At 46.8% G+C, this 26,510-nt stretch carries 21 protein-coding genes, 1 tRNA gene and 3 pseudogenes; 8 read left to right on the plus strand and 17 right to left on the minus strand.

From position 1 onward, the window contains the following. Nucleotides 1-9 precede the first annotated feature (9 nt). A complete protein-coding gene (prmB, locus tag A7Z29_RS17790) occupies nucleotides 10-942 on the minus strand; it encodes a 50S ribosomal protein L3 N(5)-glutamine methyltransferase (protein ID WP_010346713.1) in 933 nt (310 codons plus the stop codon). A 165-nt stretch (nucleotides 943-1,107) separates the two neighbouring features. Between prmB and smrB the strand changes: the two genes are divergently transcribed. After that, nucleotides 1,108-1,659 (plus strand): endonuclease SmrB, encoded by a 552-nt coding sequence (gene smrB, locus A7Z29_RS17795; protein WP_000730816.1) that lies wholly within the window; start codon nucleotides 1,108-1,110, stop codon nucleotides 1,657-1,659. 217 nt (nucleotides 1,660-1,876) lie between these two features. On the opposite strand, the gene A7Z29_RS17800 is transcribed toward smrB, so the two are convergent. The 11 genes from A7Z29_RS17800 to A7Z29_RS17850 all read right to left on the minus strand — a co-directional run bounded on the left by A7Z29_RS17800 (nucleotide 1,877) and on the right by A7Z29_RS17850 (nucleotide 13,636). Then, a complete protein-coding gene (locus tag A7Z29_RS17800) occupies nucleotides 1,877-2,749 on the minus strand; it encodes a StfH/YfcO family fimbrial adhesin (protein ID WP_105290562.1) in 873 nt (290 codons plus the stop codon). A gap of 1 nt (nucleotide 2,750) precedes the next feature. After that, complete coding sequence (locus A7Z29_RS17805; protein ID WP_000847940.1) at nucleotides 2,751-3,290, minus strand: fimbrial protein; 540 nt, start codon at nucleotides 3,288-3,290, stop codon at nucleotides 2,751-2,753. Further along, entirely contained in the window at nucleotides 3,287-3,775 is a 489-nt protein-coding gene (locus A7Z29_RS17810) for a fimbrial protein (RefSeq protein ID WP_105290563.1), read from the minus strand. Before A7Z29_RS17810 ends, A7Z29_RS17805 begins: the two co-directional genes overlap by 4 nt. Further along, nucleotides 3,772-4,287: a fimbrial protein gene (locus A7Z29_RS17815; protein ID WP_105290564.1), complete on the minus strand. Its 516-nt coding sequence runs from the start codon at nucleotides 4,285-4,287 to the stop codon at nucleotides 3,772-3,774. Before A7Z29_RS17815 ends, A7Z29_RS17810 begins: the two co-directional genes overlap by 4 nt. 15 nt (nucleotides 4,288-4,302) lie before the next feature. Further along, nucleotides 4,303-5,055, minus strand: a complete 753-nt coding sequence (locus A7Z29_RS17820; protein ID WP_105290565.1) for a fimbria/pilus periplasmic chaperone — start codon at nucleotides 5,053-5,055, stop codon at nucleotides 4,303-4,305. A 19-nt stretch (nucleotides 5,056-5,074) separates the two neighbouring features. Next, the gene (locus A7Z29_RS17825; RefSeq protein ID WP_105290566.1) at nucleotides 5,075-7,711 is read right to left on the minus strand and encodes a fimbrial biogenesis outer membrane usher protein; all 2,637 of its coding nucleotides are present in this window, start codon (nucleotides 7,709-7,711) and stop codon (nucleotides 5,075-5,077) included. An 82-nt stretch (nucleotides 7,712-7,793) separates the two neighbouring features. Continuing rightward, entirely contained in the window at nucleotides 7,794-8,357 is a 564-nt protein-coding gene (locus A7Z29_RS17830) for a fimbrial protein (protein WP_000033322.1), read from the minus strand. A gap of 671 nt (nucleotides 8,358-9,028) precedes the next feature. Continuing rightward, on the minus strand, nucleotides 9,029-9,514 hold the full coding sequence (gene sixA, locus A7Z29_RS17835; RefSeq protein WP_001195811.1) for a phosphohistidine phosphatase SixA: 486 nt from the start codon (nucleotides 9,512-9,514) through the stop codon (nucleotides 9,029-9,031). 202 nt (nucleotides 9,515-9,716) lie between these two features. After that, nucleotides 9,717-11,861 carry a fatty acid oxidation complex subunit alpha FadJ gene (gene fadJ, locus A7Z29_RS17840; RefSeq protein ID WP_105290567.1) on the minus strand — a complete coding sequence of 715 codons (2,145 nt, stop codon included), beginning with the start codon at nucleotides 11,859-11,861 and terminating at the stop codon, nucleotides 9,717-9,719. Next, nucleotides 11,861-13,171 (minus strand): acetyl-CoA C-acyltransferase FadI, encoded by a 1,311-nt coding sequence (gene fadI / locus A7Z29_RS17845; protein WP_016231839.1) that lies wholly within the window; start codon nucleotides 13,169-13,171, stop codon nucleotides 11,861-11,863. Before fadI ends, fadJ begins: the two co-directional genes overlap by 1 nt. Before the next feature lie 180 nt (nucleotides 13,172-13,351). Continuing rightward, nucleotides 13,352-13,636, minus strand: a complete 285-nt coding sequence (locus tag A7Z29_RS17850; protein WP_001296261.1) for a YfcZ/YiiS family protein — start codon at nucleotides 13,634-13,636, stop codon at nucleotides 13,352-13,354. A gap of 371 nt (nucleotides 13,637-14,007) precedes the next feature. On the opposite strand from A7Z29_RS17850, the gene fadL reads away from it, so the two are divergent. After that, a complete protein-coding gene (fadL, locus tag A7Z29_RS17860) occupies nucleotides 14,008-15,348 on the plus strand; it encodes a long-chain fatty acid transporter FadL (RefSeq protein WP_105290568.1) in 1,341 nt (446 codons plus the stop codon). A gap of 61 nt (nucleotides 15,349-15,409) precedes the next feature. Here the strand turns inward: fadL and mlaA are convergent, their stop codons facing one another. After that, on the minus strand, nucleotides 15,410-16,165 hold the full coding sequence (gene mlaA, locus A7Z29_RS17865; protein ID WP_000776780.1) for a phospholipid-binding lipoprotein MlaA: 756 nt from the start codon (nucleotides 16,163-16,165) through the stop codon (nucleotides 15,410-15,412). A gap of 303 nt (nucleotides 16,166-16,468) precedes the next feature. On the opposite strand from mlaA, the gene A7Z29_RS17875 reads away from it, so the two are divergent. From A7Z29_RS17875 to A7Z29_RS23815, 3 genes and pseudogenes are all read left to right on the plus strand, one after another. Beyond that, the gene (locus A7Z29_RS17875) at nucleotides 16,469-17,401 is read left to right on the plus strand and encodes a formate/nitrite transporter family protein (protein ID WP_105290569.1); all 933 of its coding nucleotides are present in this window, start codon (nucleotides 16,469-16,471) and stop codon (nucleotides 17,399-17,401) included. Between the two features lie 75 nt (nucleotides 17,402-17,476). Next, a tRNA-Arg gene (locus A7Z29_RS17880) sits at nucleotides 17,477-17,551 on the plus strand. 164 nt (nucleotides 17,552-17,715) lie between these two features. Further along, nucleotides 17,716-17,799, plus strand: a pseudogene (locus tag A7Z29_RS23815) (DUF4102 domain-containing protein); the annotation flags it as partial. 1 nt (nucleotide 17,800) lies between these two features. Here the strand turns inward: A7Z29_RS23815 and A7Z29_RS17885 are convergent. The 4 genes and pseudogenes from A7Z29_RS17885 to A7Z29_RS17900 all read right to left on the minus strand — a co-directional run. Continuing rightward, a pseudogene (locus tag A7Z29_RS17885) lies at nucleotides 17,801-18,619 on the minus strand (IS3 family transposase); the annotation flags it as partial. 148 nt (nucleotides 18,620-18,767) lie between these two features. Then, complete coding sequence (locus tag A7Z29_RS17890; RefSeq protein WP_105290570.1) at nucleotides 18,768-20,930, minus strand: peptidase domain-containing ABC transporter; 2,163 nt, start codon at nucleotides 20,928-20,930, stop codon at nucleotides 18,768-18,770. After that, a complete protein-coding gene (locus tag A7Z29_RS17895) occupies nucleotides 20,923-22,143 on the minus strand; it encodes an HlyD family secretion protein (RefSeq protein ID WP_105290571.1) in 1,221 nt (406 codons plus the stop codon). The genes A7Z29_RS17890 and A7Z29_RS17895 overlap by 8 nt, the downstream gene beginning before the upstream one ends. A 38-nt stretch (nucleotides 22,144-22,181) precedes the next feature. Then, complete coding sequence (locus A7Z29_RS17900; protein WP_105290572.1) at nucleotides 22,182-22,754, minus strand: hypothetical protein; 573 nt, start codon at nucleotides 22,752-22,754, stop codon at nucleotides 22,182-22,184. Between the two features lie 358 nt (nucleotides 22,755-23,112). Here A7Z29_RS17900 and A7Z29_RS17905 point away from each other — a divergent pair. The 3 genes and pseudogenes from A7Z29_RS17905 to A7Z29_RS17910 form a co-directional block, all read left to right on the plus strand. Continuing rightward, nucleotides 23,113-23,229, plus strand: a pseudogene (locus A7Z29_RS17905) (transposase); the annotation flags it as partial. Between the two features lie 644 nt (nucleotides 23,230-23,873). After that, nucleotides 23,874-24,557: an ESPR domain-containing protein gene (locus A7Z29_RS24095; RefSeq protein WP_459251564.1), complete on the plus strand. Its 684-nt coding sequence runs from the start codon at nucleotides 23,874-23,876 to the stop codon at nucleotides 24,555-24,557. Beyond that, nucleotides 24,463-26,510, plus strand: a 2,048-nt coding sequence (locus A7Z29_RS17910) for a S6 family peptidase (RefSeq protein ID WP_459251565.1), incomplete at its 3' end; no start/stop codon positions are given. The genes A7Z29_RS24095 and A7Z29_RS17910, both read left to right, overlap by 95 nt.

Below are 26,510 nucleotides of genomic sequence, written 5' to 3' on the forward strand. Positions count from 1 at the left end.
CGTGTTTACTTAATCTTTATAAATTCCAAAATGTTCCCGCGCCGCAACAAGCTGCGCTTTGGTGAGCATAAACACACCGTCGCCGCCGTTATCAAACTCCAGCCAGGTGAACGGAACATCCGGATATTGTTCCATAAGATGTACCATGCTGTTGCCCACTTCACAAATCAGCACGCCATCATCAGCAAGGTAATCTGCCGCGTTACCGAGAATGCGGCGCGTCAGTTTCAGGCCGTCAGTGCCAGATGCCAGGCCCAGTTCCGGCTCGTGACGATATTCGTTTGGCAGGTCGGACATATCTTCCGCATCGACATACGGCGGGTTGGTGACGATCAGGTCATACTGCACTTTCGGCAAGTCACGGAACAGATCGGATCGAATCGGAATGACGTTATGGATCAAACCGTGTTCTTCGATGTTCTGTTCGGCAACCGCCAGCGCGTCGGGAGAGATATCCACCGCATCAACTTCCGCTTCCGGGAAGGCATAAGCGCAGGCAATGGCAATGCATCCGCTGCCAGTGCACATATCCAGAATATGCTGCGGTTGTTTGCTGATAAGCCCGGCAAATTTATTGTTGATCAGTTCACCAATCGGCGAACGAGGCACCAGTACGCGTTCATCGACGTAAAATTCGTGACCGCAGAACCAGGCTTTGTTGGTCAGATAGGCCACCGGAATACGTTCGTTGACGCGGCGGATCACGCGCTCAACAATACGATGTTTTTCGCTGGAGGTCAGGCGGGCGTTACGCATATCTTCCGGAATATCCAGCGGCAGATAGAGCGATGGCAATACCAGTTGCACTGCTTCGTCCCACGGGTTGTCTGTGCCGTGACCGTACCAGATATTTGCCGCGCTGAAGCGGCTAACCGACCAGCGCAACATGTCCTGAATGGTTTGCAGCTCATTTACTGCTTCATCGACGAAAATTTTATCCACGTATTCCTCCAGGGCATGGTCGCATTAATTTCGGCGGCTAGTTTGCCATGAAGATGACGATAAATCAGCATTCACGCGGCGATGACGCAGGAAAATTATGTTTTGACCGATCGATTGTGCTGCGAGTCGGGTAAACTGTAGGAAAATTAAAACAGAGATACATAAATGAAAAAGAAAACAACACTCAGCGAGGAGGATCAGGCACTGTTTCGCCAGTTGATGGCGGGTACTCGCAAAATTAAGCAGGACACGATTGTCCATCGTCCACAACGAAAGAAAGTCAGCGAAGTGCCGGTCAAGCGGTTGATTCAGGAGCAGGCTGATGCCAGCCATTATTTCTCCGATGAGTTTCAGCCGTTATTAAATACCGAAGGTCCGGTGAAATATGTTCGCCCGGATGTGAGTCATTTTGAGGCGAAGAAACTGCGCCGTGGCGATTATTCGCCGGAGCTGTTTTTGGATCTGCATGGTCTGACGCAGCTTCAGGCCAAACAAGAGTTAGGCGCGTTGATTGCCGCCTGCCGCCGTGAACATGTATTTTGCGCCTGTGTGATGCATGGTCACGGGAAGCATATTTTGAAGCAGCAAACGCCGCTGTGGCTGGCGCAACATCCGCATGTCATGGCGTTTCACCAGGCACCGAAAGAGTATGGTGGCGACGCGGCGTTGCTGGTGTTGATTGAAGTGGAAGAGTGGCTGCCGCCAGAATTGCCCTGAATGACAACAACCGGATATAGAATTTGCAGGTCGGATAAGATGCGTCAGCATCGCATCCGACAAGAAATGCCGGATGCGGCGTGAACGCCTTATCCAGCCTACGCACGACTGAATGACAACAACCGGATATGGAATTTGTAGGTCGGATAAGATGCGTCAGCATCGCATCCGACAAAAAGTGCCGGATGCGGCGTAAACGCCATATCCTGCCTGGGCGCTACAGCATATTCAATACGTACTGGAATCGGCAGGTGGAGTCTATGGGCTGCCTGCTACTGGTATCAACACGCACTAACATATCGTGCAGTTGTCGATCGGTAATAGGGTGCTGCGTTGGCGCCACAGTCACTTTAGCGTCATCACATCCTTCAGCAGTAAAGGTAATCAACTGATTTACAAAGCGACAATACGCGCCGCGTTCATCCATTTTACTGCCATCGCAGAGCTGACCATCTTTCATCAGGTAGGTCGATAAGTTTTGTTCAATCACTGACCCTGTTGATTTCAGATTCAAAACCTTACTGTGTTCAACACGGCTGTCACTCCAGGAGATATCATAATTTGTTAATGGCTCACCTGGGCAGGTTGTTGTATAGGTTGTAGGCCCCCTATAGTATTCCATCTTTGGTTGATAATTAATGATTACCTTTACAGTACTATTCGCCGTCATCCCCACCATCCACGGGCACGTCTCTGCCGAACCATTGACCTCAATCGTCAGTGATATTTTTAAGCATTCCCACCTGGCATCTGGGTCAATCTCTTTAACGCCCGGACAATAAGAATCTGCTACGACACCATCACCGCCTGGCATTACCGTTATTTTTGGTGCGGGAATGTTTCCTGGCCCTGTCCATGATTTATTCGGAATATCCCCCTCATAGACGCCCCATGACCGATCCTGATAATATTCCCCATGATAAACTCCTGTGGTGGTGAGTAAATCAAGGTAAAAACGAAGCGTTGCATTGGCACCAACCGTACCATAATAGATCGGCACATTATTATAGACTGCCCCCAGTTTCGCCTGGACTCCCTGGCTAAAACACAGCACCAGCATGGCGCATAAAAGTAATCGTATTTTTTTCATATTATATATACTCGAAGGTTGCCGTCAGGTTGGCAGTAAAATCACCGAGCGTGACATCGCGACCGCTTTTCGCCTGTAGCCAGGCCCTGAAATGAATATCATTACTGCCATCGCTGAGCGTAAATTTCGCCCCGGTCGGGTTGTTAATCGCCACCCGCACACCATCGGTCGTTTCCATCCCAATTCCGACGCCCTGAGCGGTTGAGGTGGTATCCAGCGCGAGGAAACCCGGCTGTTCGCTGTCTTCCGTACCGGTAAGGGTCACCTGCACCTGGTAACTCGCTGGCCCTTTACAATCTTTCAGCTTAAACACCACCGGAACGCGCGGGGATTCCCCGGCGACCATAAGATCCTGACGACTGATGGCAGGAAAATGCACTTCTGCCAGATTTCCGCCCTCAACCACCAGCGTGCAGGATCGGCTTAATAAATTGCCGTAAAAATGCAGGTTGTTGTCCACGGCCAGGGCACAAGTGCCACCGGTCAACAGCAGCCCCGCTAACAGCGCGTAGCTGAACGAATAAATGCGTCCTGTCTTCATTGATAATCCACCCGCAATGTTGCATAGGCCGAAAACGTGGTATCACTCAACACCGCACCGGCCGACTTCACTGGCACAGCCTCCAGCTTCGGCTTTTGCGTAAAATCGGTGGCGTTAATGGCAAGCGGCGTATTCAGCTTAAAACGCTGACCATCGTGCCGAAGCTCAATACCAAAACCGGGAACGTCTGTTTCGACAGCCGCGTCATTGTACGAGGTCTGCGTCCCCGTCCAGGTAAGTGTCATAATCCAGTCGGGATCGCGTACTGCGGAGTCACAGCTCAGGTCATAGTTCACTTCCCTGCGACCATAGTCCCCGTTGATGCTGTCGATGATGAGATCGCGGAATTCCACTTCAATGGTCTTTCCCCCGCTAATGGTACAGACTGGAGGTGACACCAGCGTACCGTGGAAGGTGATGTCTTCATTTGCTGCCAGGGCAACGCCGCTGCAGGCGCAGAGTAAAAGGAGCGAGAGTTTTTTCATTGGTAATCCACCACCATCGTCATACTGGCGTTAAATTCCGCTGGCGTAAGCTGCACTCCGCTCTGTTTTACCGGCACGGCTTTGAGATTGGGCAACTGGTTAACATTGAAATCAGACCAGTTACCTTCACCCACTTTAAACAGGGAATTATCGGCGCCGTTTTCAATGCGAATACCCAGGCCTGAAATTTGCGTCGCAATGACCGTTTCCCCGTTAATCACGGTGGTGGAGCCTTTAAGCTGCATCCGCAGATCATCAACACCTGATGCCTTGTTACCGCAGTTCAGGGTATAAAGCGCCCCCGTCGTACGGTAATTTGTGCCATTGATTTTGCTAATGTACACATTGCCAAATTCAACATTGCTCCCCTTCACGGAACAGGGCGGTGGCCCATCCACCAGAACGCGCAACGTTAATAACACCGGTTTACTTTCTCCCGCGACGGCCATGTTGCCCGTCAGCCAGCCGCTCAGGAGAAAAATGCCCGTTCCCACCAGAAACGTGTATTTCATAAGACTCTCCCGGCATCAGCCTTTGCGGCTCTGCTCTGCATCCACCTGGCAACTATTGCCGTTGCATTTAAAGATCAGCGAAAGTCGCGCGCCGTAGTCGTTGACGTAAGTCAGCACCGGCACACTGTCCATCTTCACATTCAGCGGTGCGGATGTTTTCGGCGGCATTACCAGCGGCGTAAATCCGGCTGCCGGATTACCATTTTTCTGGGTACTGGCGTTGCTGAGGATCACGTAATACGGCGTTGGGTTATTAACGGTGAAGGCCTGCCCATTGCGGGTTAAGGTCACCTTGTGCTGCCACGGATCTCTCATATTGATTTCTGCCAGCGCCTTCGGTCGCCAGAACAGTTTGATACGCGTTTGCAGCGCAATTTGCAGGGTGTTCGGTTTGTTCGATTTTGGCGGAATTTCACGCACATTAAAGTAGAACATGCTCTCACGATCGGCAGGTAACTTGCTGATATCCGGCATTCCCTGGACTTTTACCTGACCATTCATCATCGCATCAATGCGCTGTACCGGCGGCAGAACCGTCAATGGCGAGCTGATTTTGTTGCCCTTTTCGTCTTCTATCCAGCTTTGCGCCAGGTATGGCATCTTAGGATCGTTATTGCGCAACGTGACGCTGATGGATTTGTCACTTTCTTTGAAAATCAAGCGGGTGCGGTCGGGCGTTACCGATGCGTGGGTTGTAAAACTGGCGGCGGTCACCAGCAGCGCCAGCGCCGGGGCAACCATTTTTGCAGTATTAATCTGTGTATACATGGATCATTCCTTAATCACGTTATTGGTTAGCGGAGATAACGACTGGCGGTGTGCCAGGCGTGACCTGCTGCGTCTGTTCCTGAATCACCGGTTTGATTTCCAGCGGAGTGGCAGGCGCCACCGCGCCTTTTTGCTTACACGGCAGTAACAGGCCGTTGAACAGATCGGCAGGCAGCGGGTCTGGCAGGGAGATCTCACAGTGGGACGCTCCATTCCATGAGACACTCATACGTTCGCCAGCTTTTACCCCGGCCAGATAGACGTTGCCGTCATCGTCAACCAGACCGACCTGCTGGTCGTGTTCGTTTTTCACTTCTGCACCAAATGGCGGATAACTACCATCACTCATGCGCAGGACAGCCATCGCCTTTTGCCCACTGATGACCGCAAATTTACGGTAGCCAATGGCTCCTTCGGTGAGCGTCGCCTGAACCACTGACTGCGTGGCTTCGGCGTTCTCTGGCAGTTTAGTCAGGTCAATCGTGGCCTGGTTACGGTAGTAGTTATTGACGTCCGCAACGACAGCTTTACCGAACATGTTGGTGTACACCGCTGAACCGTTACCTTCGACCGGTACGTCAGCCACGCCGTCAGCGTCGATAAGCAGGCGCGTACCGCCCATGTTTTGAGTACGATGCAACGCGCCACCGTGCGCCGTTAACGTGGCTCCGCCTTGCAGCGACAAGCCGGCAGAAGTGTATTGCCCTTCATGGTAGTTAGCACTCAGATCCACGTGTGCCATTGAACCGTCATGGCTGTAATAGCCATCCACGCTGGAGTGATTTTCACTGCTGCCAACGTTTATCTGATAGTGGCTGGCGTCATCGATACGGTTGAAGTATCCCACCTGACTGCTGTCTGAACCGCTACCGTAGTTGCCGTTGTAACTCACGGTGCTGTTATCCCCCCACGGCATACTTAAGGAGATATAGACGCCTTTATCGGCGCTGTTGTCATACTCGTAGCGATAACCTGTCAGGGAGATACTCATGTTACGAATGCCGCCCATGTTGAAATAATGGGAGAGCATGACGTTGTAGTTGGTCTGCTCCTCGCGATCCCAGTAGGTATGGCGCGTATAGTTCAGATAAACAGAAACGCCGGCATCCCTGAAGTTCTGGTTATAGGTGGCGGTGTACATCTCTTTATCATTGCCGGCGCGGACCATTTCGCTGTCATTCGCGTCCAGATACTCGCTCATGGTCATATAGTTTTCTTCAGAGAAGCGGTATCCCGCGAAGGTGACGCGGCTGTTTAGATCATCAAAGTCTTTGGAGTAACTAACGCGGAAAGAGTTACCGTCGAGTGTGCCCTTGCCGTAAGCGGTTGAATCGTCAAGCCGGGTATGTGAATGGGTAATATCAAACGCCATCGCGCCGAAAATGGAGAGATCGCGCCCGATGCCAAGCGCAGCAGACTGGTAGTTTTCATCGCCCAGCGCCCCGCCGTAGAGCGACCAGCCGTTGGCTATCCCCCAGGACGCTTCACCACCGGAGAAGAATCCGCCCTGTACATGGTGCCCCCACTCCTGCGGGCGCCCCATCATCACTTTGTATCGCACCTGGCCCGGACGCGTCAGGAACGGCATGGAAGCGGTGCTGATGTCATACTCTTGCACCTGGCCGTTCAACTCTTCAATGCGCACATGCAGCGTACCAGAGTTAAATTCACCGAGATCCTGAATACGGAATGGCCCGGCAGGCACCTGGGTTTCATAAATTATGCGCCCGGCCTGGCTGACGGTGACTTTCGCCGCTGTATGAGCTACGCCGGAAATATCCGGAGCATAGCCGCGCAGGTTCGGCGGCAACATTTGATCGTCGGTGCTGATGCTACCGCCGATGTAGTTAAAACCGTCAAAAATATCGGAGTCGAGGTAGTCTTCGCCAAGTGCCAGTTTGGCTTTCAGACTCGGTAACGCACGCCAGGCGTAGTAACGGCTCCAGTCCCAGTTTTTCTCGGTGCTGTTATCCGTCTCTTCATCGTTGCTGCGGGTATGCTGATAATCACTCTGCCAGTCGGCGCGCAGGCGCCACGCCCCGAGGTTAACGCCAACCGTACCATTACCGCTGATGTCGTTGCTGTCATCGCCGCCATTTTCTTCGTGTCGGGTTTGGGCATTGATGCTGTAATCGGCAATGAAACCGGGGATACCATCATCCCAGCGCGAAGGCGGATCCCAGTCTACATCGCTGTATTCAAGATAAGCCTGCGGTAAGGTGATGAGCAGTGCGGACTGGCTTAAATCAGCATGTATTTCCAGACCGTCAAGTTGACCTGGTTTTAGGCATTTACCGTCGTGATCCCATTGCAATTTTTGTGCAATATCTTCTTTAAAACCAAGCTGTGCCACCAGCTCTGGCGACAGGCAGGCGTAAGTTTTATTTTTATCATTTTCTGACGCATACCAGTAAATATCATATTCATCGGGTAACGGCTGTTTATTTACCTGAACCTGTAAATTATATTTACCCGGTTCAACATACCCCTGGCTGGAAAAACGCTTCAGATCAATTTTCGTGTCGCCTTTTAATTCCAGAAAACGGGAATCAAACTGAATATCTTCGTCGGCCCAGGCATTGATATGGCATCCAGATATTGCCATGGCAACGCACCAGGGAAGCGCCCGTAAGCGGAAAAGAGAATGGTCAGGCATACACGTATCCATCCGTGGTTATTTAAAGACTATCGAAACGCTAAAAAACCCTCATAGCATTGCGGCTATGAGGGGGAATACCTTAGAGATAGGTAATCTGGAAGGTGGTATTCGCTTCAAAACCGCCCAGGTCCGGTGCGTCAGTCGCACCTACCAGCCAGGCTTTAAAGTTTAAAGTTTGTTTCGGTTTGCCTTTGGAGGTTGCAGTATCTTTTACGATCTGCTGATTAATGCCAGCGCCACTTTTGTAAGAGGTTCCTTGTTGATCACCAATCGCCAGGCTCACGTTGTTAAACGCCGCACCGGTATCGGTATTAAAAATGGTGTAGTAGTTGCCGCTATTCGCCGTAGACACAGTACCGGTGAAGGTAGTGGTCATGGTAGTTTGGGTATCAAACACGCAATCCTGTAAACGAATCTGGAAATCTTTCGGCGTGGTAGTGCCGTTGTTTTTCAGTTTTTCCGCACCGATATTACCCATATCCACTTCCAGTTTGTGATCGTCTGGTACGATAGAGCAAACGGAATCTTCAATGGTGCCGTAAAAACGGGCAGTACCGTTGTTACCTTCTGCGAAAGAAGATGTTGAAGTGAACGCACCCATTACCATTGCTGCTGCAATAGCTGTTTTTACAAACTTACTCATTATTTGTCCTTAAACCATAAATAATTAGAATATAAGCCAACTGAAATATTGATGATAAAATCCCTCAATCTTTCTTCAGCAGCTTTTAACCAACCATTGAATAGGATTTCTGATCCATAAAATACGGGTTGCACGAGATGATATTCTTTGGCGTGGCGGCAATGTTGATATTTTAATGAGAGTGGTTCAATTTAAATTTACTAACAACACTGTGTAGAAATTTTTAAATAATCAATAGTGCAAATAATATCTTGAGGGTTATCTCAAAAAACAGCAGAACATTTCATCAAAACGGCACAAACACTTTACCCCATGAATGATTCTGGATCATAAAACAACTAAAAATAAATATGGCAATTGTGATTATATCTTCCCGAAGATATAATCTTAATTCTTCTGAATTAATATTATATCAAGACCCTAAAATACCTGCTCAATAATCTCTCTCTTTATTTTTTAACACATCTTTTCGAAAAATAATAACCCATGCAAAAAAGCAACAATTACTTCCATATGTAACTTTGTGAAAATAAATAACTGCCCTTGCTATAAATGGAAACATTTATTTTTTCATAACCGGAGGATTAAACGCATTTAAATAGCAATAATTTCAATACAGTAAGCAAAACTAAGGCCCGAAAGCTTACGCCAGCGGGCCTTACACGTTCATATCAAATTGCTTTTGCCATCTTCAGATTACACGGGCTCATCTGCCAGTTGAATTGACCTTTTCCGCTTTCATCAAGCGTTACGCTGGCAATGGCCGAGGTGGTAAACATAGGCGGCGTTTCGCCCGGACATAACTCAGCGACCAGATATCCGACTAAGGGTAGGTGGGAGATCACCAGTACCGAAGCAACACCTTCATTGGTCAACGCCTGCAGATAGGCACTGACCAGGCCAACATCGCCGCAGGGCGTTAACTCCGGCAGAACTTCTGCACTGGAAGGCAGGTTCAGACAATCCCCTACTTCGTCCAGTGTTTGCTCGGCTCGCAGGAACGGGCTCACCAGAACGCGTTCGATTTCCACTTTTTGACCTTTCAGCCAGTTCGCCATCAGGCGAGATTCGTCACAACCGTTAGTGGTCAGAGGACGAACCGAATCACTGGCGGCATCGAGGGCTGCGTCGCCGTGACGCATGATAAAAACTTGCATATTGCACCGCTTTTGTTAACCAGATTCGCCCGTCTTCTTTCATCTGAAATCAGATAAAGAGGACGGTGGCCGGCATTGTGCCTTATCCATTCACCGAATGAAACGCTGTTTTTTACCTCAATGGCGTAAGTATAGTCAATGTGCGTTTACATTTTGACCAACACTCCGCCATTCAGCGCGGATTCATATAGCTTTGACCTTCTTATTGCAGGTCAGTTGCAGTTGTTTTCCAAAAACTTTCCCCTCGCTCGCTCATCTCTACTAAACGCTCGCAAGGGGTAAAACGAGAACCATACTGCGTGGCCAGTCGCTGCATTATTGCAACCACTTCGCCCGCGCCGAGAGAATCGATATAGCGGAACGGTCCACCGAGAAATGGCGGAAAACCAATGCCAAATACCGCGCCAATATCTCCGTCACGCACGCTACGGATAACCTGCTCGTCCAGACAACGTACTGCTTCATTCAGCATCAACATCACGCACCGTTCAGCAACCTGCGGTGCGGAGAGCCGCCCCTGCCCTTGCGCGCCAATCAGCGGGTAAATGGCGGGATCGACCTGTTTTTTGCTTTTACGCCCTTTCTGACCGTAAAGATAGAATCCCCGACCATTTTTTCTACCTTTGCGATCGTCGTTCAAAATTGAAGAAACAACATTTGCAGGCGCGCTAAAACGTTCTCCATAAGCGGCTTCCAGTACAGGAATAATTTTAGTCCCGGTATCGATTCCTACCTCATCCAAAAGTTGGATTGGCCCTACCGGAAAACCAAATTTCACCAGCGCAGCATCAATGTGCTCTACCCGTTCACCTTCGGTCAACATGCGGATAGCTTCATTAATGTAAGGCGCTAAGATGCGATTGACGTAAAACCCGGCTTTGTCACGCACGACAATGGGCGTTTTGCCCTGTTTTTTCGCCAGTTTTACCGTGGTGGCGATGGTTTGCGCCGATGTACTCGCATGAGGAATGATCTCTACCAGCGGCATTTTTTCCACCGGACTGAAGAAATGCAGGCCGATAACTTGCTCTGGTCGCGTGGCGTGAGCGGCAATATCGCCAATCGGTAAAGATGAGGTATTCGAAGCAAAGATGGTATGAGCGGCGCAATTCTGCTCAACTTCTGCCACCATTTGTTGTTTTAATTCGAGATTTTCAAACACTGCTTCAATAATCAGATCGCGATGGGCAAAGCCGCGATAATCCGTCGTTCCCGAAATTAATGCCAGTTGATTGTCGCGTTCACTGGCTTTGAGATGCCGACGGCGCACTTTGCCCTCAAGCTGATCCCAACTGTATTTCAGCGCATGATTAATCCCCTGGACGTTGATATCTTTAATTCGTACCGGCAGACCCGCTTTACAGGCAGTGACGTAAGCAATACCGCCGCCCATCAAGCCACCACCTAAAATTCCCACACTATTTAAAGGAGCGGGGGCAACATTGCTGCCAGGGTCTTTCTTCACGTCGGTACTGGCAAAAAAGATATTGCGCAATGCCTTTGATTGCGACGTCATCGCCAGTTCACCAAAGGCCCGAGCTTCAGCGTCATAGCCGCTACTGGTGCCCTGCGCTAACCCGGTCTCGATAACCTCAAGAATACGTTTTGTCGCCGGGTAGTTGCCCTGGGTTTTCTGTTCTGTTTTTTTGCTTACCATTTTGAATAACAGCGCACGACCTAATGGCCCCGCCATCACACGTTTGCGAATCGGAAGTGTCCGCGAAACCGGACGATCCTGCTTCGCCAGCTCTACAGCGGCTTCCAGTAAAATGGAGTGCGGAACGACGTCATCCACCAGCCCCAGCTTTAACGCCTGTTTTGCCCTGAGTTGTTTTCCAGTGAGGATCATCTCTAATGCTGTGCTGACGCCGATCAGGCGCGGTAAACGCTGGGTTCCACCTGAACCGGGTAATAACCCTAGCTGAACTTCAGGCAAACCGAGCACCGTTTTAGGATCGTCAGTACAAACACGACCGTGGCACGCCAGCGCCAACTCCAGTCCACCGCCCAGGCAAGCGCCGTGAATGGCGGCAATAACCGGAACTGGCAAGGCATGAATTTCCGCCATCAGCTGTTGCCCCTGCCGCGCCAGTGCTTCCGCTTCTTGCGCCGTTTTGCAGTTGCCGATCATGTTGATATCCGCTCCGGCAATAAAGTTGTCCGGTTTCGCGGAGATAAACACCACGCCGCGCAGATCTTTATTTTCGCGGAGTTGTTTAATAATGGTGCGTACCTGTGAGGCAAACTCCGCCTTCAGGGTGTTCATTTTCTCGCCAGGAACATCAATGGTGATGACGGCAATATTGTCCAGACGCATATTGAGGGTAAATGCTGATGCCATTTCCATTATTCCGCCTCCAGAACCATTGCTGCACCAAGCCCACCTGCGGCACAGGCGGTCACTAAACCAAATCCACCGCCGCGACGGCGAAGTTCATGCAATGTCTGGGTTATCATCCGCGCACCAGTAGCCGCGAAGGGATGCCCGTAAGCAATCGAACCGCCAAGCACGTTAAATTTGCTGTCGTCCACTTCACCAGTGGCATGTGCACGCCCCAGCACATCGCGGGCAAAACGTTCACTACCCAGCAACTGAATATTCGCCAGCGTCTGGGCAGCAAATGCTTCATGCATATCAATCAATGTCAGATCGCTCATCGTTAAACCGGCACGTTCCAGCGCCAGCGGCGTTGACCAGGCTGGACCGAGCAACATGTCCTGCCAGACATCAATCGCGGTAAATGCATAACTGCGCAGATACCCCAGCGGCACCAGCCCTAATTCTTTCGCCCGCGATTCGGTCATCAGGATCACCGCCGCAGCGCCATCGGTCAGCGGCGTACTGTTCGCTGCCGTTACCGTTCCGTGTTTACGATCAAACGCCGGACGCAGCTTTGCGTAATCGGCAAGCGTGGAATTACCGCGAATATTATTATCTTCCGCGAACGGTTGTTTATAAGGGGGGATAAAGGCGGTCATCACTTCTTCTTTGAGTTTACCTTCCGACCACGCCTGAGCGGCTCGCTGATGCGAACGGTGCGCTAATGCATCTTGCTGTTCGCGGGTGATGCCGTAGGTTTTCGCCATTTGTTCAGCGGTGTCACCCATCCGCAAGCCGGTGGAATATTCCGCTACCGCAGGCGGCACGGGCATTAAGTCGCGCAAACGCAGGCGAGAGAAGAGTTTCAGACGCTGGCTCATTGTGCGGGCTTTGTTGACATCCACCAGCACGCGCGCCAGTTTTTTGCTAACGCCAATCGGCAATACCGACGAGGAATCTGCCCCACCGGCAATCCCCGCACGAATGGTTCCCGCCATCAGGCTTTCGGCGACGTTTGCAACAGCCTGGAAACTGGTGGCACAGGCACGACTGACGCTGTAAGCATCGGTATGGACGTTCATTCCGGTGCCAAGAACAATTTCACGCGCAATGTTGGGGGCTTCCGGCATTTGTACGACCTGACCAAAGACCAGTTGTTCAATCACTTCGGCGGGGATCTCGCTACGAGCAAGCAGTTCTCCGACGACCATCTTCCCCAAATCAACAGCGGGAATACCATGAAAAGCCGTCGCCTGGCGAGCAAAAGGCGTGCGTAATCCGCTAACAATGGCGATACGATCGCCCTGGCGGGTAACCAGCGGTAAAACCTGACCCATAACACTCCCCTGTAAAAAAATAGATAAAGTGGTCTGACCTGATCATAGTCTTAACTATTTTTTTACATTTAGCCAAGTGGAGAAAAGGGAAAGTGGGAGCTATGACACAGAGAGAAAAGAAGAAGAGAAAACAAAACGCCCCTGCCAGCAACTGGCAAGGGCGTGCGTACCTGAGAGGAATTAACGCAGACCCAGCTGGAAGATCAGCATTTCAGCTTCGCAGGCAAAAGTGAAATCGATATCCAGGCGAACACCATCAGACTCTTCAGTGAAAGTCGGGGTGATTTTGCACGGTTCGGATTCCACGCTACGGGCTTTTTCAGTCAGCGCCGCCAGCGTTTGTTCTGCTTCTGCGCGGTTTGCAAACACGCGGCTGTAAGACGCGGTGCAATCGGAGTTGTCCATAATGGTGCCAACATCCATACAGCAGCAAACCGGGGTTTCATCAGCACTACATTTACTCATCGTTGATTTCCTCTGTATGTGCACCCAAGGTGCCAGATAAACGTTGCGGATATTTTACGCTTCCGGAAAGTGCTGCTCCAGTTGTTAATTCTGCAAAATCGGATAAGTGACCGAAATCACACTTAAAAATGATCTAAAACAAAATTCACCCGGATGGATGAGTGCGCCACCTCTAAATTTTGCCAGCTGGATCGCGTTTCTTAGATCATATTTGAAAAAAGATAGAAACATACTTGCAACATCCTATCTGGTCAGACCTATACTCTCGCCACTGGTCTGATTTCTAAGATGTACATCAGCCCCTACACTTCGCGCTCCTGTTACAGCACGTAACATAGTTTGTATAAAAATAAATTATTGAGGTTATGGTCATGAGCCAGAAAACCCTGTTTACAAAGTCTGCTCTCGCAGTCGCAGTGGCACTTATCTCCACCCAGGCCTGGTCGGCAGGCTTTCAGTTAAACGAATTTTCTTCCTCTGGCCTGGGTCGGGCTTATTCAGGGGAAGGCGCAATTGCCGATGATGCCGGTAACGTCAGCCGTAACCCCGCGTTGATTACCATGTTTGACCGCCCGACTTTTTCTGCGGGTGCGGTTTATATTGATCCGGATGTGAATATCAGCGGAACTTCTCCGTCTGGTCGTAGCCTCGACGCAGATAACATCGCACCTACGGCATGGGTTCCGAACGCACACTTTGTTGCGCCAATTAATGACCAATTTGGTTGGGGGGCTTCCATTACCTCTAACTATGGTCTGGCAACAGAATTTAACGACACTTATGCAGGCGGTTCTGTCGGCGGTACAACTGACCTTGAAACCGTGAACATGAACTTAAGCGGTGCCTACCGCTTGAACAACGCCTGGAGTTTCGGTCTTGGTCTGAACGCCGTCTATGCTCGTGCGAAAATCGAACGTTTCGCGGGCGATCTGGGGCAACTGGTTGCTGGTCAGATTATGCAATCTCCAGCCGGACGGACACCACAGGGACAAGCACTGGCGGCAACCGCTAATGGTATTGAAAGCAATACCAAAATCGCTCACCTGAACGGTAACCAATGGGGCTTCGGTTGGAATGCCGGTATCCTGTATGAAGTGAATAAAAATAACCGCTACGCGTTGACCTACCGTTCTGAAGTAAAAATTGATTTCAAAGGTAACTACAGTAGCGATCTGCCAATTGGTTTGAATAACTATAACTTTGGTTTGCCAGGTGCCACAGGTGGTGCAACACAGTCAGGATATCTGACGCTGAATCTACCTGAAATGTGGGAAGTATCTGGTTATAACCGTGTAGCGCCGCAGTGGGCGATTCACTATAGTCTGGCTTACACTAGCTGGAGTCAGTTCCAACAACTGAAAGCAACGTCAACCAGTGGTGATACGCTGTTCCAGAAGCATGAAGGCTTTAAAGATGCTTACCGCATCGCGTTGGGTACAACTTATTACTACGATGATAACTGGACCTTCCGTACCGGTATTGCCTTCGATGACAGCCCAGTTCCTGCACAGAACCGTTCTATCTCCATTCCGGATCAGGATCGTTTCTGGCTAAGCGCAGGTACTACTTATGCATTTAATAAAGATGCTTCTGTAGATGTTGGTGTCTCTTATATGCACGGTCAGAGCGTGAAGATCAACGAAGGGCCATATCAGTTCGAGTCTGAAGGTAAAGCCTGGCTGTTCGGGACTAACTTTAACTACGCGTTCTAATAACACGTTCGTTTAATAAGAAAAAAGGTGAGTTTTACGACTCACCTTTTTTATTTGCGTCTTATTCAGAATCGATATCTTTTAAATCATCCTGAATCGCTTGCGCGTTCGGGTTTTCTTGCGGTTTGAGCTCACCGCCATTGGCGATGAAATCATGACGCTGGAAGTAAGCCTCGCGCACCATAATGTAAGGATCGGAGGACTGACGAAGCAAGCCGTCAGAATCCAGCAACTGCGCACGAGTTTCGATCCCTTCAAGCGTCCATTTACCCACCGACATCGGCCAGGTCAGCCAGGAAAGTACCGGGTAAAGGCTGTCTGCCATATCACCGCCGTCATCACGCAGCGTAAAGCTACCGTAGAACGGTAACTGAACGTACGGCCCATAACCCACGCCATAGTGACCGAGCGTACTGCCAAAACGGTGAGGTTCGGTGCGTTGCAGTTTCGGGTTCGCCATCCCAGCAACATCAATAAAACCGCCCATTCCCAAAATGGTGTTTAGGAAAAAGCGGGTAAAGTGGACCATCCCCTGATAAGGGTCACCCTGCAAGAAGTAGTTAACCATCACCGCAGGTTCTTCCAGGTTGCCGGTGAAGTTGCTCAAACCGTTACGCGCCGGTTGCGGAACATAATCACGCCAGGCGACCGCTACCGGTCGAACCACATACGGGTCTAACACATTGAAGTTAAAATTGTACATAGTGCGGTTGAACCCTTCTAACGGGTCAGAACGCCCTTGCTGATCTGTACCGGAACTCGCACACCCCACCAGAAGCGTAGTTCCCAGAGCAAGCGCCGACAGGCGAAGCTTCATAAATGTCTCCCTGTTTTTTATGGCTTTTTTATGGCTTATGCAGTTTGCCATCCATGACGGAACGATACCGTATCCGCCTGTTTAGGTGTGGGCGATTGTAACAGCACGTCAACTGATGTCCAGGCGCCCTGGTTTGCTGACTTGATCATAGCCTGGTAATCGCCGCCCTGTAGGCTACTTGATTCTGTAGAAACAGAAAAAGGCAAACGCAGCCTTTTATACATTTTCAGAGTAACTCCCGCCAGTTGCGAGCAAAAAAGCCGCTACGCTTTAGCTATACGTGCTAATTCAAGAGACGACATCATGGACAATGACAAAATAGATAAACACAGCGACGAACTTGAAGTAGAGAGCGAAGAAAAAGAGCGTGGAAAAAAAATAGAAATAGATGAAGACCGCCTCCCCTCCAGAGCGATGGCTATTCACGAACATATCCGTCAGGACGGCGAAAAAGAGCTGGAGCGCGACGCGATGGCGCTACTGTGGTCAGCCATTGCGGCGGGTCTGTCGATGGGCGCTTCGTTACTGGCAAAAGGGATATTTCATGTCGAACTGGAAGGCGTACCGGGGAGTTTTTTGCTGGAGAATCTGGGTTATACCTTTGGTTTTATTATCGTCATTATGGCACGCCAGCAATTATTTACTGAGAATACCGTAACGGCGGTACTGCCGGTGATGCAAAAACCGACCATGGGCAACATCGGCTTACTGATGCGGTTATGGGGCGTCGTGCTGCTGGGTAATATTCTCGGAACAGGTATTGCGGCGTGGGCGTTTGAGTATATGCCTATCTTTAATGAAGAAACCCGCGATGCGTTTGTCAAAATCGGCATGGATGTGATGAAGAACACCCCCAGCGAGATGTTTGCCAACGCGATCATCTCCGGCTGGCTTATAGCCACAATGGTATGGATGTTCCCTGCGGCGGGAGCGGCAAAGATTATAGTAATTATATTGATGACGTGGCTTATCGCGCTGGGCGACACTACCCACATCGTCGTCGGTTCAGTAGAGATCCTCTATCTGGTCTTTAACGGCACGCTGCACTGGAGCGATTTCATCTGGCCATTCGCGCTACCTACTCTGGCGGGAAACATCTGCGGCGGCACCTTCATCTTCGCATTAATGAGCCATGCGCAAATCCGTAACGATATGAGTAACAAGCGTAAAGAAGAGGCACGCCAGAAAGCAGAACATGCGGAAATCATTAAGAAAAATGATAAAAATCCGCTATAAGTGGCGAGGATTTAAGCAATCGAGCGGCAGTGTACTTACTCCGCTGTTTAATAGCGGTTATACTCATGCCGCATTGTCCTCTTAGTTAAATGGATATAACGAGCCCCTCCTAAGGGCTAATTGCAGGTTCGATTCCTGCAGGGGACACCATTTATCAGTTCGCTCCCATCATCTGTACCAGTCCGCAAAATCCCCTTGAATATCAAGCTTCCCGCGCATCCACAGTTCGTCATGGTTCGCGTCAGAACGTTAACAGCCGCACTCCATGACGGGTAAAAGTGGATAAAATAATTTTACCCACCGGATTTTTACCCATGCTCACCGTTAAGCAGATTGAAGCAGCAAAGCCGAAAGAAAAACCATACCGCCTTCTCGATGGTAATGATCTGTACATTTATGGTCTCTATGGAACATCACCCCGGCTGGTTTACCGCAAGTTTCCCACGCCATTTCCAGTGCTTTGATGGTCAGTCTGCTGTCCGGTGAGAAAGATATCGCCCATCCCACCGCTTACCTTGCGAACAGGTCGAGAACAACAGCAAGGTAAGCCCAACTCTTTCCTGCCCAGATATACGTCACGTCGCCGCACCACACCTGATTAGGCTCTGTCACTGCAAACTGTCGCTCAAGGTGATTCGGGATAGTTATGTGTTCATGAGCACTACGTCTATACCGGTGGGTGGGGTGCTGCCGGCAAGCCAGCGCCCCATTCTGAAGCCTCTCTGGGTTGCCATAGTCGCGATACTTCTTGCTCCGGCAGAGCCATGGCTGATGTTATGCAGCTCCATAACCTGACTGCGTCATACAGCCCGTCTGGCTTTTCAGGGGGGTTTTTCCAGTATTTGTAACTGCTGCGATGAACCCCGAACACGTGGCAGAGTGCGACCACAGGATAATGCGCTCTGAGTTTCCCGATTGACGAGAACTGTTTAGGAAGTCTGGCATCAAGAGCGCGGTAGCCCTTTTTAATAGTTCGTTTTCCATTTCAATGTGTTGTATCTTTTTCCTGAGCTCACGTATTTCGAGCTGCTCCGGAGTTATGGGGGAGGCTTTTGGCGTTTTGCCCTGTCGTTCATCACGAAGCTGTTTTACCCATCGCGTCATGGTAGAAAGACCCACATTCATAGCACTGGCCGCATCTGCAACGGTGTAGGTCTGGTCAAGAACCAGTTGAGCGGATTCACGTTTAAACTCTGCGCTGAAATTTCTTCTTTTCATTGTGACACCGGTGTTGTTCTGAGGTGTGCATATCACCTCTGTTCAGGTGGCCAAATTCAGTAAACCACTTCACTCCCGGATTGATGTAGTCAGTAAAAGTATGGCACTGACTACTTTAGGAAGGGCGTCCATCACATCACTACAATTTTTATGAACAATTTTTGTTGTGAATATTACTCTTGCAATATGATGTTGTTCTATCCAGATACAAGATCTTATCTGCAATGCGTAATGCCTCACCCTTATGGCTTATAATGATTTTTGTACAGGGAATAGTGGAAATATAATCAATAACTTGTGTCTCAGATTCATGGTCAAGATTACTCGTTGCTTCATCAAGGATAAGCAAAGCTGGTTTTCTGTATATAGCTCTGGCAAGTAAAATACGCTGAATCTGACCAACAGATAAAAAAGCATTAATATCTGTCACCTGGGAGTAATATCCCATAGGCAGGCTATTGATTACGTCATGTATTCCCAGCCCTTTTGTAATATGAATAACATCCTCAAGAGAAACTGTATTATCAAAGGAAATATTATAAAGCAGCGAGCCACTAAGAAGCGCATCTCCCTGTAAAACAGTACCAGTAATTTTTCTGAAGGATTGAATATTATGCTCCAAAATATTCACATCATTACATATAATATGCCCTCCAGTAGGCGGTAATAAGCCAAGAATTATTTTCACCAGCGTACTTTTACCGCGACCTGATTTACCAGAGATGAGTAATGCTTCACCTGGTTCAAGTTTAAATGAGAGGCTGGATAATGTTACAGATGTTGCAGAATAGGAAAAAGAGATGTTATTTAACTCCAGCGAAACTCCATTTATATATTTTGATGGAAACAATTGTGCAGGGGATTCAGTTTCTGGGTTGGCTGTTATAACTTCGTTGATACGGTCAATATGTACTCCAGACATATAGCCTTGCATCATAAAATCAATTATTTTCATCGAGCGACGGCAAAATTGTTCAGAGTATGAAATAAAAGCAATCAACATGCCAATGCTAAAATTTCCTGACATGACCTGAACGCCTCCGAAATACAAAATAAAAACATTTTTCAAAGATGACAAAAATAAATTTGCTCCGGTAAAAATGATCTGAATATAACCCACTTTCGCCTGATTATTTACAACATCGACAAGACTCTGAGAATAATTTCCACTAACCCCTCGACATTCAGAATATAACTTTAAAAGTTGATGATTTTTAACACTCTCTATAACAGCGCCATTCTGCCTCGCTTTTGATTTAAGCGTGCTCACATTACAATACTTATAAATTTTATACGAAAAAAGTTTAGTAAGTGCATATAGAAATAGCATAAGCATCACTATTAATGCTAAAGATTTATCATAAATCATCAGCATAATGAATGATGCTGACATCATGATAGAGTCCAGTACTGTAGTCAGCAACTGCGTTGTTGTAGTATTTTTTATAATATCAACCGAGTCAAATCTTGATATAAGGTCCCCAAGCGTTCTTGAGTTAAAAAAAGAAACAGGTAACGCCATTAATTTATTGTAAAAGCTAAGAGGAAGTTGATATCCGAGATGGGCGCTTATCCATATAAAGATAACATCTTTGGCAGAAGTGACGGCTATTTGTATTAAACTTAGAAAAAAATACCCCAATGTCGCAACAATCAGAAGATGCATATCACTATTCACAATAACATCATCTATGATTAGTTGTGTCACCTGCGGCAAACAAATGTTAATAAACTCGATAATAAATAATAGTATCAATATAAAGAAAACTGGTGACTGGCACTGTCTCAGCAATGAAATGAAAAATTTCAAATTGTTAGAGACAGAATATTTTTTCTCCTTGCCAGAAAGCAAATTTGTTGATGTCAGATCTGAAATGACAAGTCTGGGAATGGCTTCAACAATAATACCAGAAAAATGTTCGAAAAATTTTACATAACCAAGTGTAAGCATACCTCGTTCTGGATCATGAACAATAAATTTATCCCTTTTTATTTTTTTTAAAACAACAAAGTGATCACAATCCCAATGAAGTATACATGGCAACTTCACTTTCCCTAGCTCATCATTATCAACAGACAACACTCTAACATTCAATCCTGTAGAAGAAAGAATGTCATAGACATCATTCAGATTCATTCCCCCTTTATATTGAGGATAATTACTCTTCAGTTGAGACAAACTTAATGAAATACCATGAAAATTAGCAATCATAGCGATACACGAAAGAGCACAATCTGTTCTTTCCGTCTGAAATATAAGTGGAAGATGTTTTTTTCTCAAAAAAACATTTTGATTCAGTATATTATGCATCTATATCTTTATCTCTAAAGAAAGGAAATATCCATTTAATGATGGATGTTTTTCTTGTCGGTATATCAACCTTAAGACTCATACCTGGGATAATATTAATTCGTTTCTTTTTCTCAGTAATTTCAATCACAATCCTGTAACAAGCATTTTCAAATTTAAGACCAAAGTTTGTATAGATATCTTCAGGTTGAAGTGGAACTCTGGATATATCAATGATAATACCATGTTCAAACCCAAATCGTTGATAGGGATAAGAATCATATTTCAACGCAACTCTCGTACTTTTTTTTATTTCACCAATGAACTCTGGTGATATAAAGGCTACAATCTGGTTTACACTTCCTTGCGGAATTACTGTAAGTATGGTATCCCCAGCGTTAACAAAATTACCTGTTTTTTCAACAACTTCTGCAATTTTACCTGCAGAAGGCGCACGAAGAATAGACTCTGAATCAGAAGCAACACCATACATTTTCATTAGCGAATCGATACTCTCTTTTTTATTTTCATTCTGAGTATTTTTTATTCTGTCTATGGTATCCTCTAATTCCTTTTTGAGACTTATAATTTGTCCCTCTTTGGAGGAAATGTCATTGTTAAGTGATTGTAATTGCATTTTCTTATCAATTAACTGCATCTCAGCATTGTTTTTCTCAACATCTGAAACATACCGCTTTTTATAGGCATCCTGTATTTTACTAAATGATACTTCCTGAGAATGTATCGCTGCATTAAGCAATCTGATTTGACGCTCCATAATCGCAATGCTGTTTTTGGTTTGAATAATCTGCTCCTCTGTTAATTTCTTTTTTGCTTCCAGGGTGCTTATATTATCCTGTGTTTCCCTGCTACTAATCGATCTTAATTTTGAAAACATCTCCCGATAACTTTCCTCATTGTTTTTGAAGTAATGGGTTGATGATGATGCGTCGATTGCGAGCAAATTTTCTCCTGAACTAATGTAATCTCCACTTTTTATATAAAGTGCTGACAAAGTACCTGATTGTTTGCTTTTAATACTGATAATCCCTTTGTCTGGGTAAACAATCCCATTGACATTTCTTTTTTGTGTGTATTCTGCGAAAGACATAAACAGAATAAGACAAATAAAAATGATAACAGAGCATACAATAATAGCACGCTGAGAAAATGTGGTGGCTATAATCACATCGCCAAAATTAGAGCGATGATTTTTTTCAATAAAATCTTGCATGAATTTTAAGAGGGGGTATCCCCCCTCTCTCTATCATATTACCCGACAACAAATTTATTTTGTTCAACAGAAAAATGATATGCCCCTTCTCTTGTGCTGTTTTTTATAGACTCAAGGGCATTGTGTGCTACTGATGCATCAGAAGAATGCACATCCTGAACATCTTTATTCATTCCCTGCTCAATAAAATTTTTTACATCAGGATCTTTAATTTCATCTGCAGAAAATGCCCCTTCACCTGGCGTACCGCCCAGAGACTCAAAATGATTTGATATAGGATTAAAATAAACCCGCCCATCATTTTGTAAATTATGAATAGCATCTTCACGCATAGTATCTGTAATTTGATCACTGCCGGTATGCGTCTGTATCTCGTGCATATAGGTATTCGCAATATTGACATCCATATTCAATAATTGCGGATCCGATGTGTATTTTGGTGTGGATTTTTCTGGAGGTTCAAACAATCCAAGAGCATCGGCCAACTGAATCCCCCCTTCTGCTCCATGGGCAAAATCTTCACCGAATTCTCCCAGTCCACGTAATGCTGGAGCAATATTTATACCACAGCCATATATTCTTTCACAATCTTCTCTGTTTAACTCTTTCATTTAGTCACCACTTACTTAATTTATATCACATCGATTATGAAATTACGCATCCTGAACAATTATTCAAGGGGGATTTTCTTTCTGATTATAAATATGGGTTTCTTATTGTAAAAACATAAGAAAAAGATAAATTAATAATAGCAAGGCAACATTTATGAGAATCCTTCTCTTTACCTTATAGAGTATAAATAATGCTTTAAAAAAGTATAACTCCATATAAATATAACTATAATCTGATAATAAAGTTTAAGTTTAATGATAAACTCCGATATGAGGTAGCGTAAGTATCCCGCATAATCGTGCTATTCTCATTTAGAGCTCCTCCGGCATAATCAATCTGCCAATGAAGGTGATCGCTATGCGTAAAACCCGTTTTCCTGAGCATCAGATCATCGCCGTGATTAAGTCGGTTGAAGCTGGACAAACAGTTAGAGATGTCTGCCGGGAGGCTGGTGTCTCTGAAGCCACCTACTACATCTATGGACTACTGGGTCGCATGTCAGCGATGAGACATTCTTTGATGCTCACTCTGTCGTTTTTGAAGATACAAATTTTCCTACTATTGCTGTTATCTCTATGGATGAAGAATACGCTGGCGATATATTATTGGGAGTTTTCCATTACTGGATGACGTGAAAGTTGCGAGCCTCTATCTACCCACATTTATTGCCACCTTACACTTATGTCGAAATTTTGTACTCAAGAGGATAATCTCATTCGATATTTGTGATATGTCAGCGAACCGTGCGAAGGCACTCAACGTATTAAACAAACCTCGATATATATAGCCTTTCCTATAACATTAATAAGGATAACACGATTTGTTTATTGCCGTAACTTTATTGATGTGCATGTTGAATGTTTTTATTTAGTAAAAATACAATTAAAGAATACTTAAATAGCGTTTTTGCAACCCTGTATAAAAATTCATGCGCTTATGATATAAAACTAATAACAATTATGCGGAGGAGGGGGATCGCTGAATTTATTTTAAAACACTTTTCACTTATCTCTTTTAGATTTATTTTACTTGTATTACGTGCTGGTAGTTGTTAACTCGGTTGTATATGTGCTGGTTGGACTATTAATGTTATCCGTGAAATCTATGGAGGGCTTATTGTGAACAAAATATACTCACTTAAATATTGTCATGTCACCCAAGGACTTATTGCAGTATCAGAATTGGCTAGTAAGGCAACTAAAAAAGTAAGTCGGAAATTAAATAAAATAATACTTACTACTGTTTCAGTGACTTGCTTATCTTATCCTGTAATATCTCAGGCGGGTATTGTACTTGCTGATATCTCTTATCAGTTGTTTCGCGATTTTGCTGAAAACAAAGGCCTTTTTACTCCCGGAGCCACAGATATTCCTGTATATGACAAAGACGGAAAACTTGTCGGCCGTCTGGATAAGGCCCCTATGGCAGATTTTAGTAGTGTAAGCACCAGCGGAGTGGCTACACTGGTTTCATCACAGTATCTGGTCAGTGTAAAACATAATGGTGGCTATCAAAGTGTCAGTTTTGGCGATGGGAAAAATACCTATACAATAGTCAATCGTAATGATCACCCTTCTACTGATTTTCATGCCCCTCGCCTGAATAAGCTGGTCACTGAAATAACACCTGCCACTGTCACTGCTGAAGGTACTAAACGCAATGCCTATAAAAATACTGATCGTTATACTGAGTTCTATCGTGTAGGGAGTGGTACACAAATTACAAAAGACAAAAGACAAAAGACAAAAGAAAAAAGACAAAGATGGGAATTTGATAAATATCGCTGGCGGATATGCTTTTAAAACAGGGGGCACAATAGGAACCCCTCTTATTTCCGATGCGACCATCGTCACTAATCCAGGACAAACGTTCAATCCGGTTAATGGGATTATACCTAGCTATGGCGTACCTGGCGATAGCGGTTCACCGCTTTTTGCTTATGACTCATTGCAGAAAAAATGGGTTATTGTAGGCGTTTTAAGATCATATGCCGGTCCCAAGGGAGCAACAAGTTGGTGGAATGTTATTCCGACCGATTATCTGAATAAAGTGATGCAAGAGGATTTTGACGCCCCTGTTACAGCAATATCTGGTCAGGGTCCCCTTAACTGGCGTTTTGACAAGGATACCGGTTCAGGCACATTGACTCAGGGAACTAAAACCTGGGACATGCACGGTCAGAAAGGAAAGGATCTCAACGCAGGAAAAAACCTGGTGTTCAGAGGACAGAACGGCGCGATTATCCTGAAAGACAGCGTGATTCAGGGCGCCGGCTATCTGGAATTTAAAGACAGTTACACAGTATCAGCTGACTCCGGAAAAACATGGACAGGTGGCGGTATTATTACAGACAAGGGAACCAATGTTACCTGGAAGGTCAACGGCGTTGCCGGTGACAACCTTCATAAACTTGGCGAAGGGACGCTGACAGTAAGCGGTACTGGGGTAAATCCCGGCGGGCTTAAAACGGGGGACGGGACCGTCGTTCTGGCTCAAAAGCCTGATGCCGCAGGTAATGTTCAGGCTTTCAGCTCAGTCAATCTTGCCAGCGGACGTCCGACCGTTGTGCTCACGGATTCAAAGCAAGTTAATCCAGATAATATCTCCTGGGGTTATCGCGGAGGGATACTTGATCTTAACGGCAACGATATCACTTTCACCCGCCTGCGGGTGTCTGATTATGGTGCGGTCATTGCAAACAAAGCCGCAAATAAATCCCACCTTACGCTGAATTTGTCTACGGCAAATAATGAAGAAGTCAGCGTCCCGATTGGTACTGTTAGTCCGTTTGGCGGAAAGGGTACACCCGGAAGTTTATATAGCCGTAATCTGAATGGACAGACGTCCTACTATATTCTTAAATCAGCGAGTTATGGCAACACCCTGTGGGGAAACAGCCTGAACAACCCTGCTGAATGGGAATACGTCGGCCATGATAAAAACAAGGCTGTTCAGTTAGTAAAAGACAGAGTACTGGCGGAACGTGCAAAACAACCGGTCATTTATCACGGTCAGCTTAATGGCAATATGGATGTGACTATCCCGCAATTACCGGGAGAACGTAAGGTGGTGATGGATGGTTCCGTAAATCTGCCTGGCGGAAACCTGAGTAAAGAGGGAGGGAGTCTGATTTTCCAGGGGCATCCCGTGATTCATGCATCCGTCAACGGCAGCACCCCAGTATCCCTGACCCAGAAAGACTGGGAAAACCGCGAGTTCACACTGAAAACGCTGTCGCTGAAAAATGCTGACTTCCATCTTTCACGTAATGCTACCCTGAATGGTGACATTCAGTCGGACAACAGCCATATAGCACTGGGCAGTAATAAGGTCATTATTGATAAAAATGACAGTACCGGTAATTACATCATTCCGGAGGAAGGTACATCTTCTCCAGTAGACAGCCAGTATCAGGGCAATATTACACTGCAAAAAGGCTCCACGCTGGACATCAACAACCGGTTCACTGGCGGGATTGAAGCCCATGACAGTAAGGTAAATGTCACCTCACCGGATGCCATGCTGCAGAACAGTGGTGTTTTCGTGAACTCCACCCTCTCTGTTCGGGACGGCGGTCATCTGACGGCGCAAAAAGGGCTCTACAGTGATGGTCGGGTTCAGATTGGGAAGAACGGTACGCTTTCCCTGAGCGGCACGCCGGAGAATGGCGCTGATAATACCTGGATGCCCGTACTGACATACATGACAGAAGGCTATGATTTAACCGGTGATAACGCCACGCTGGACATCAGCCA

Origin of the sequence: Escherichia sp. MOD1-EC6842 (genome assembly GCF_002965705.1) — a bacterium.
GTDB classification, from domain to species: domain Bacteria; phylum Pseudomonadota; class Gammaproteobacteria; order Enterobacterales; family Enterobacteriaceae; genus Escherichia; species Escherichia ruysiae.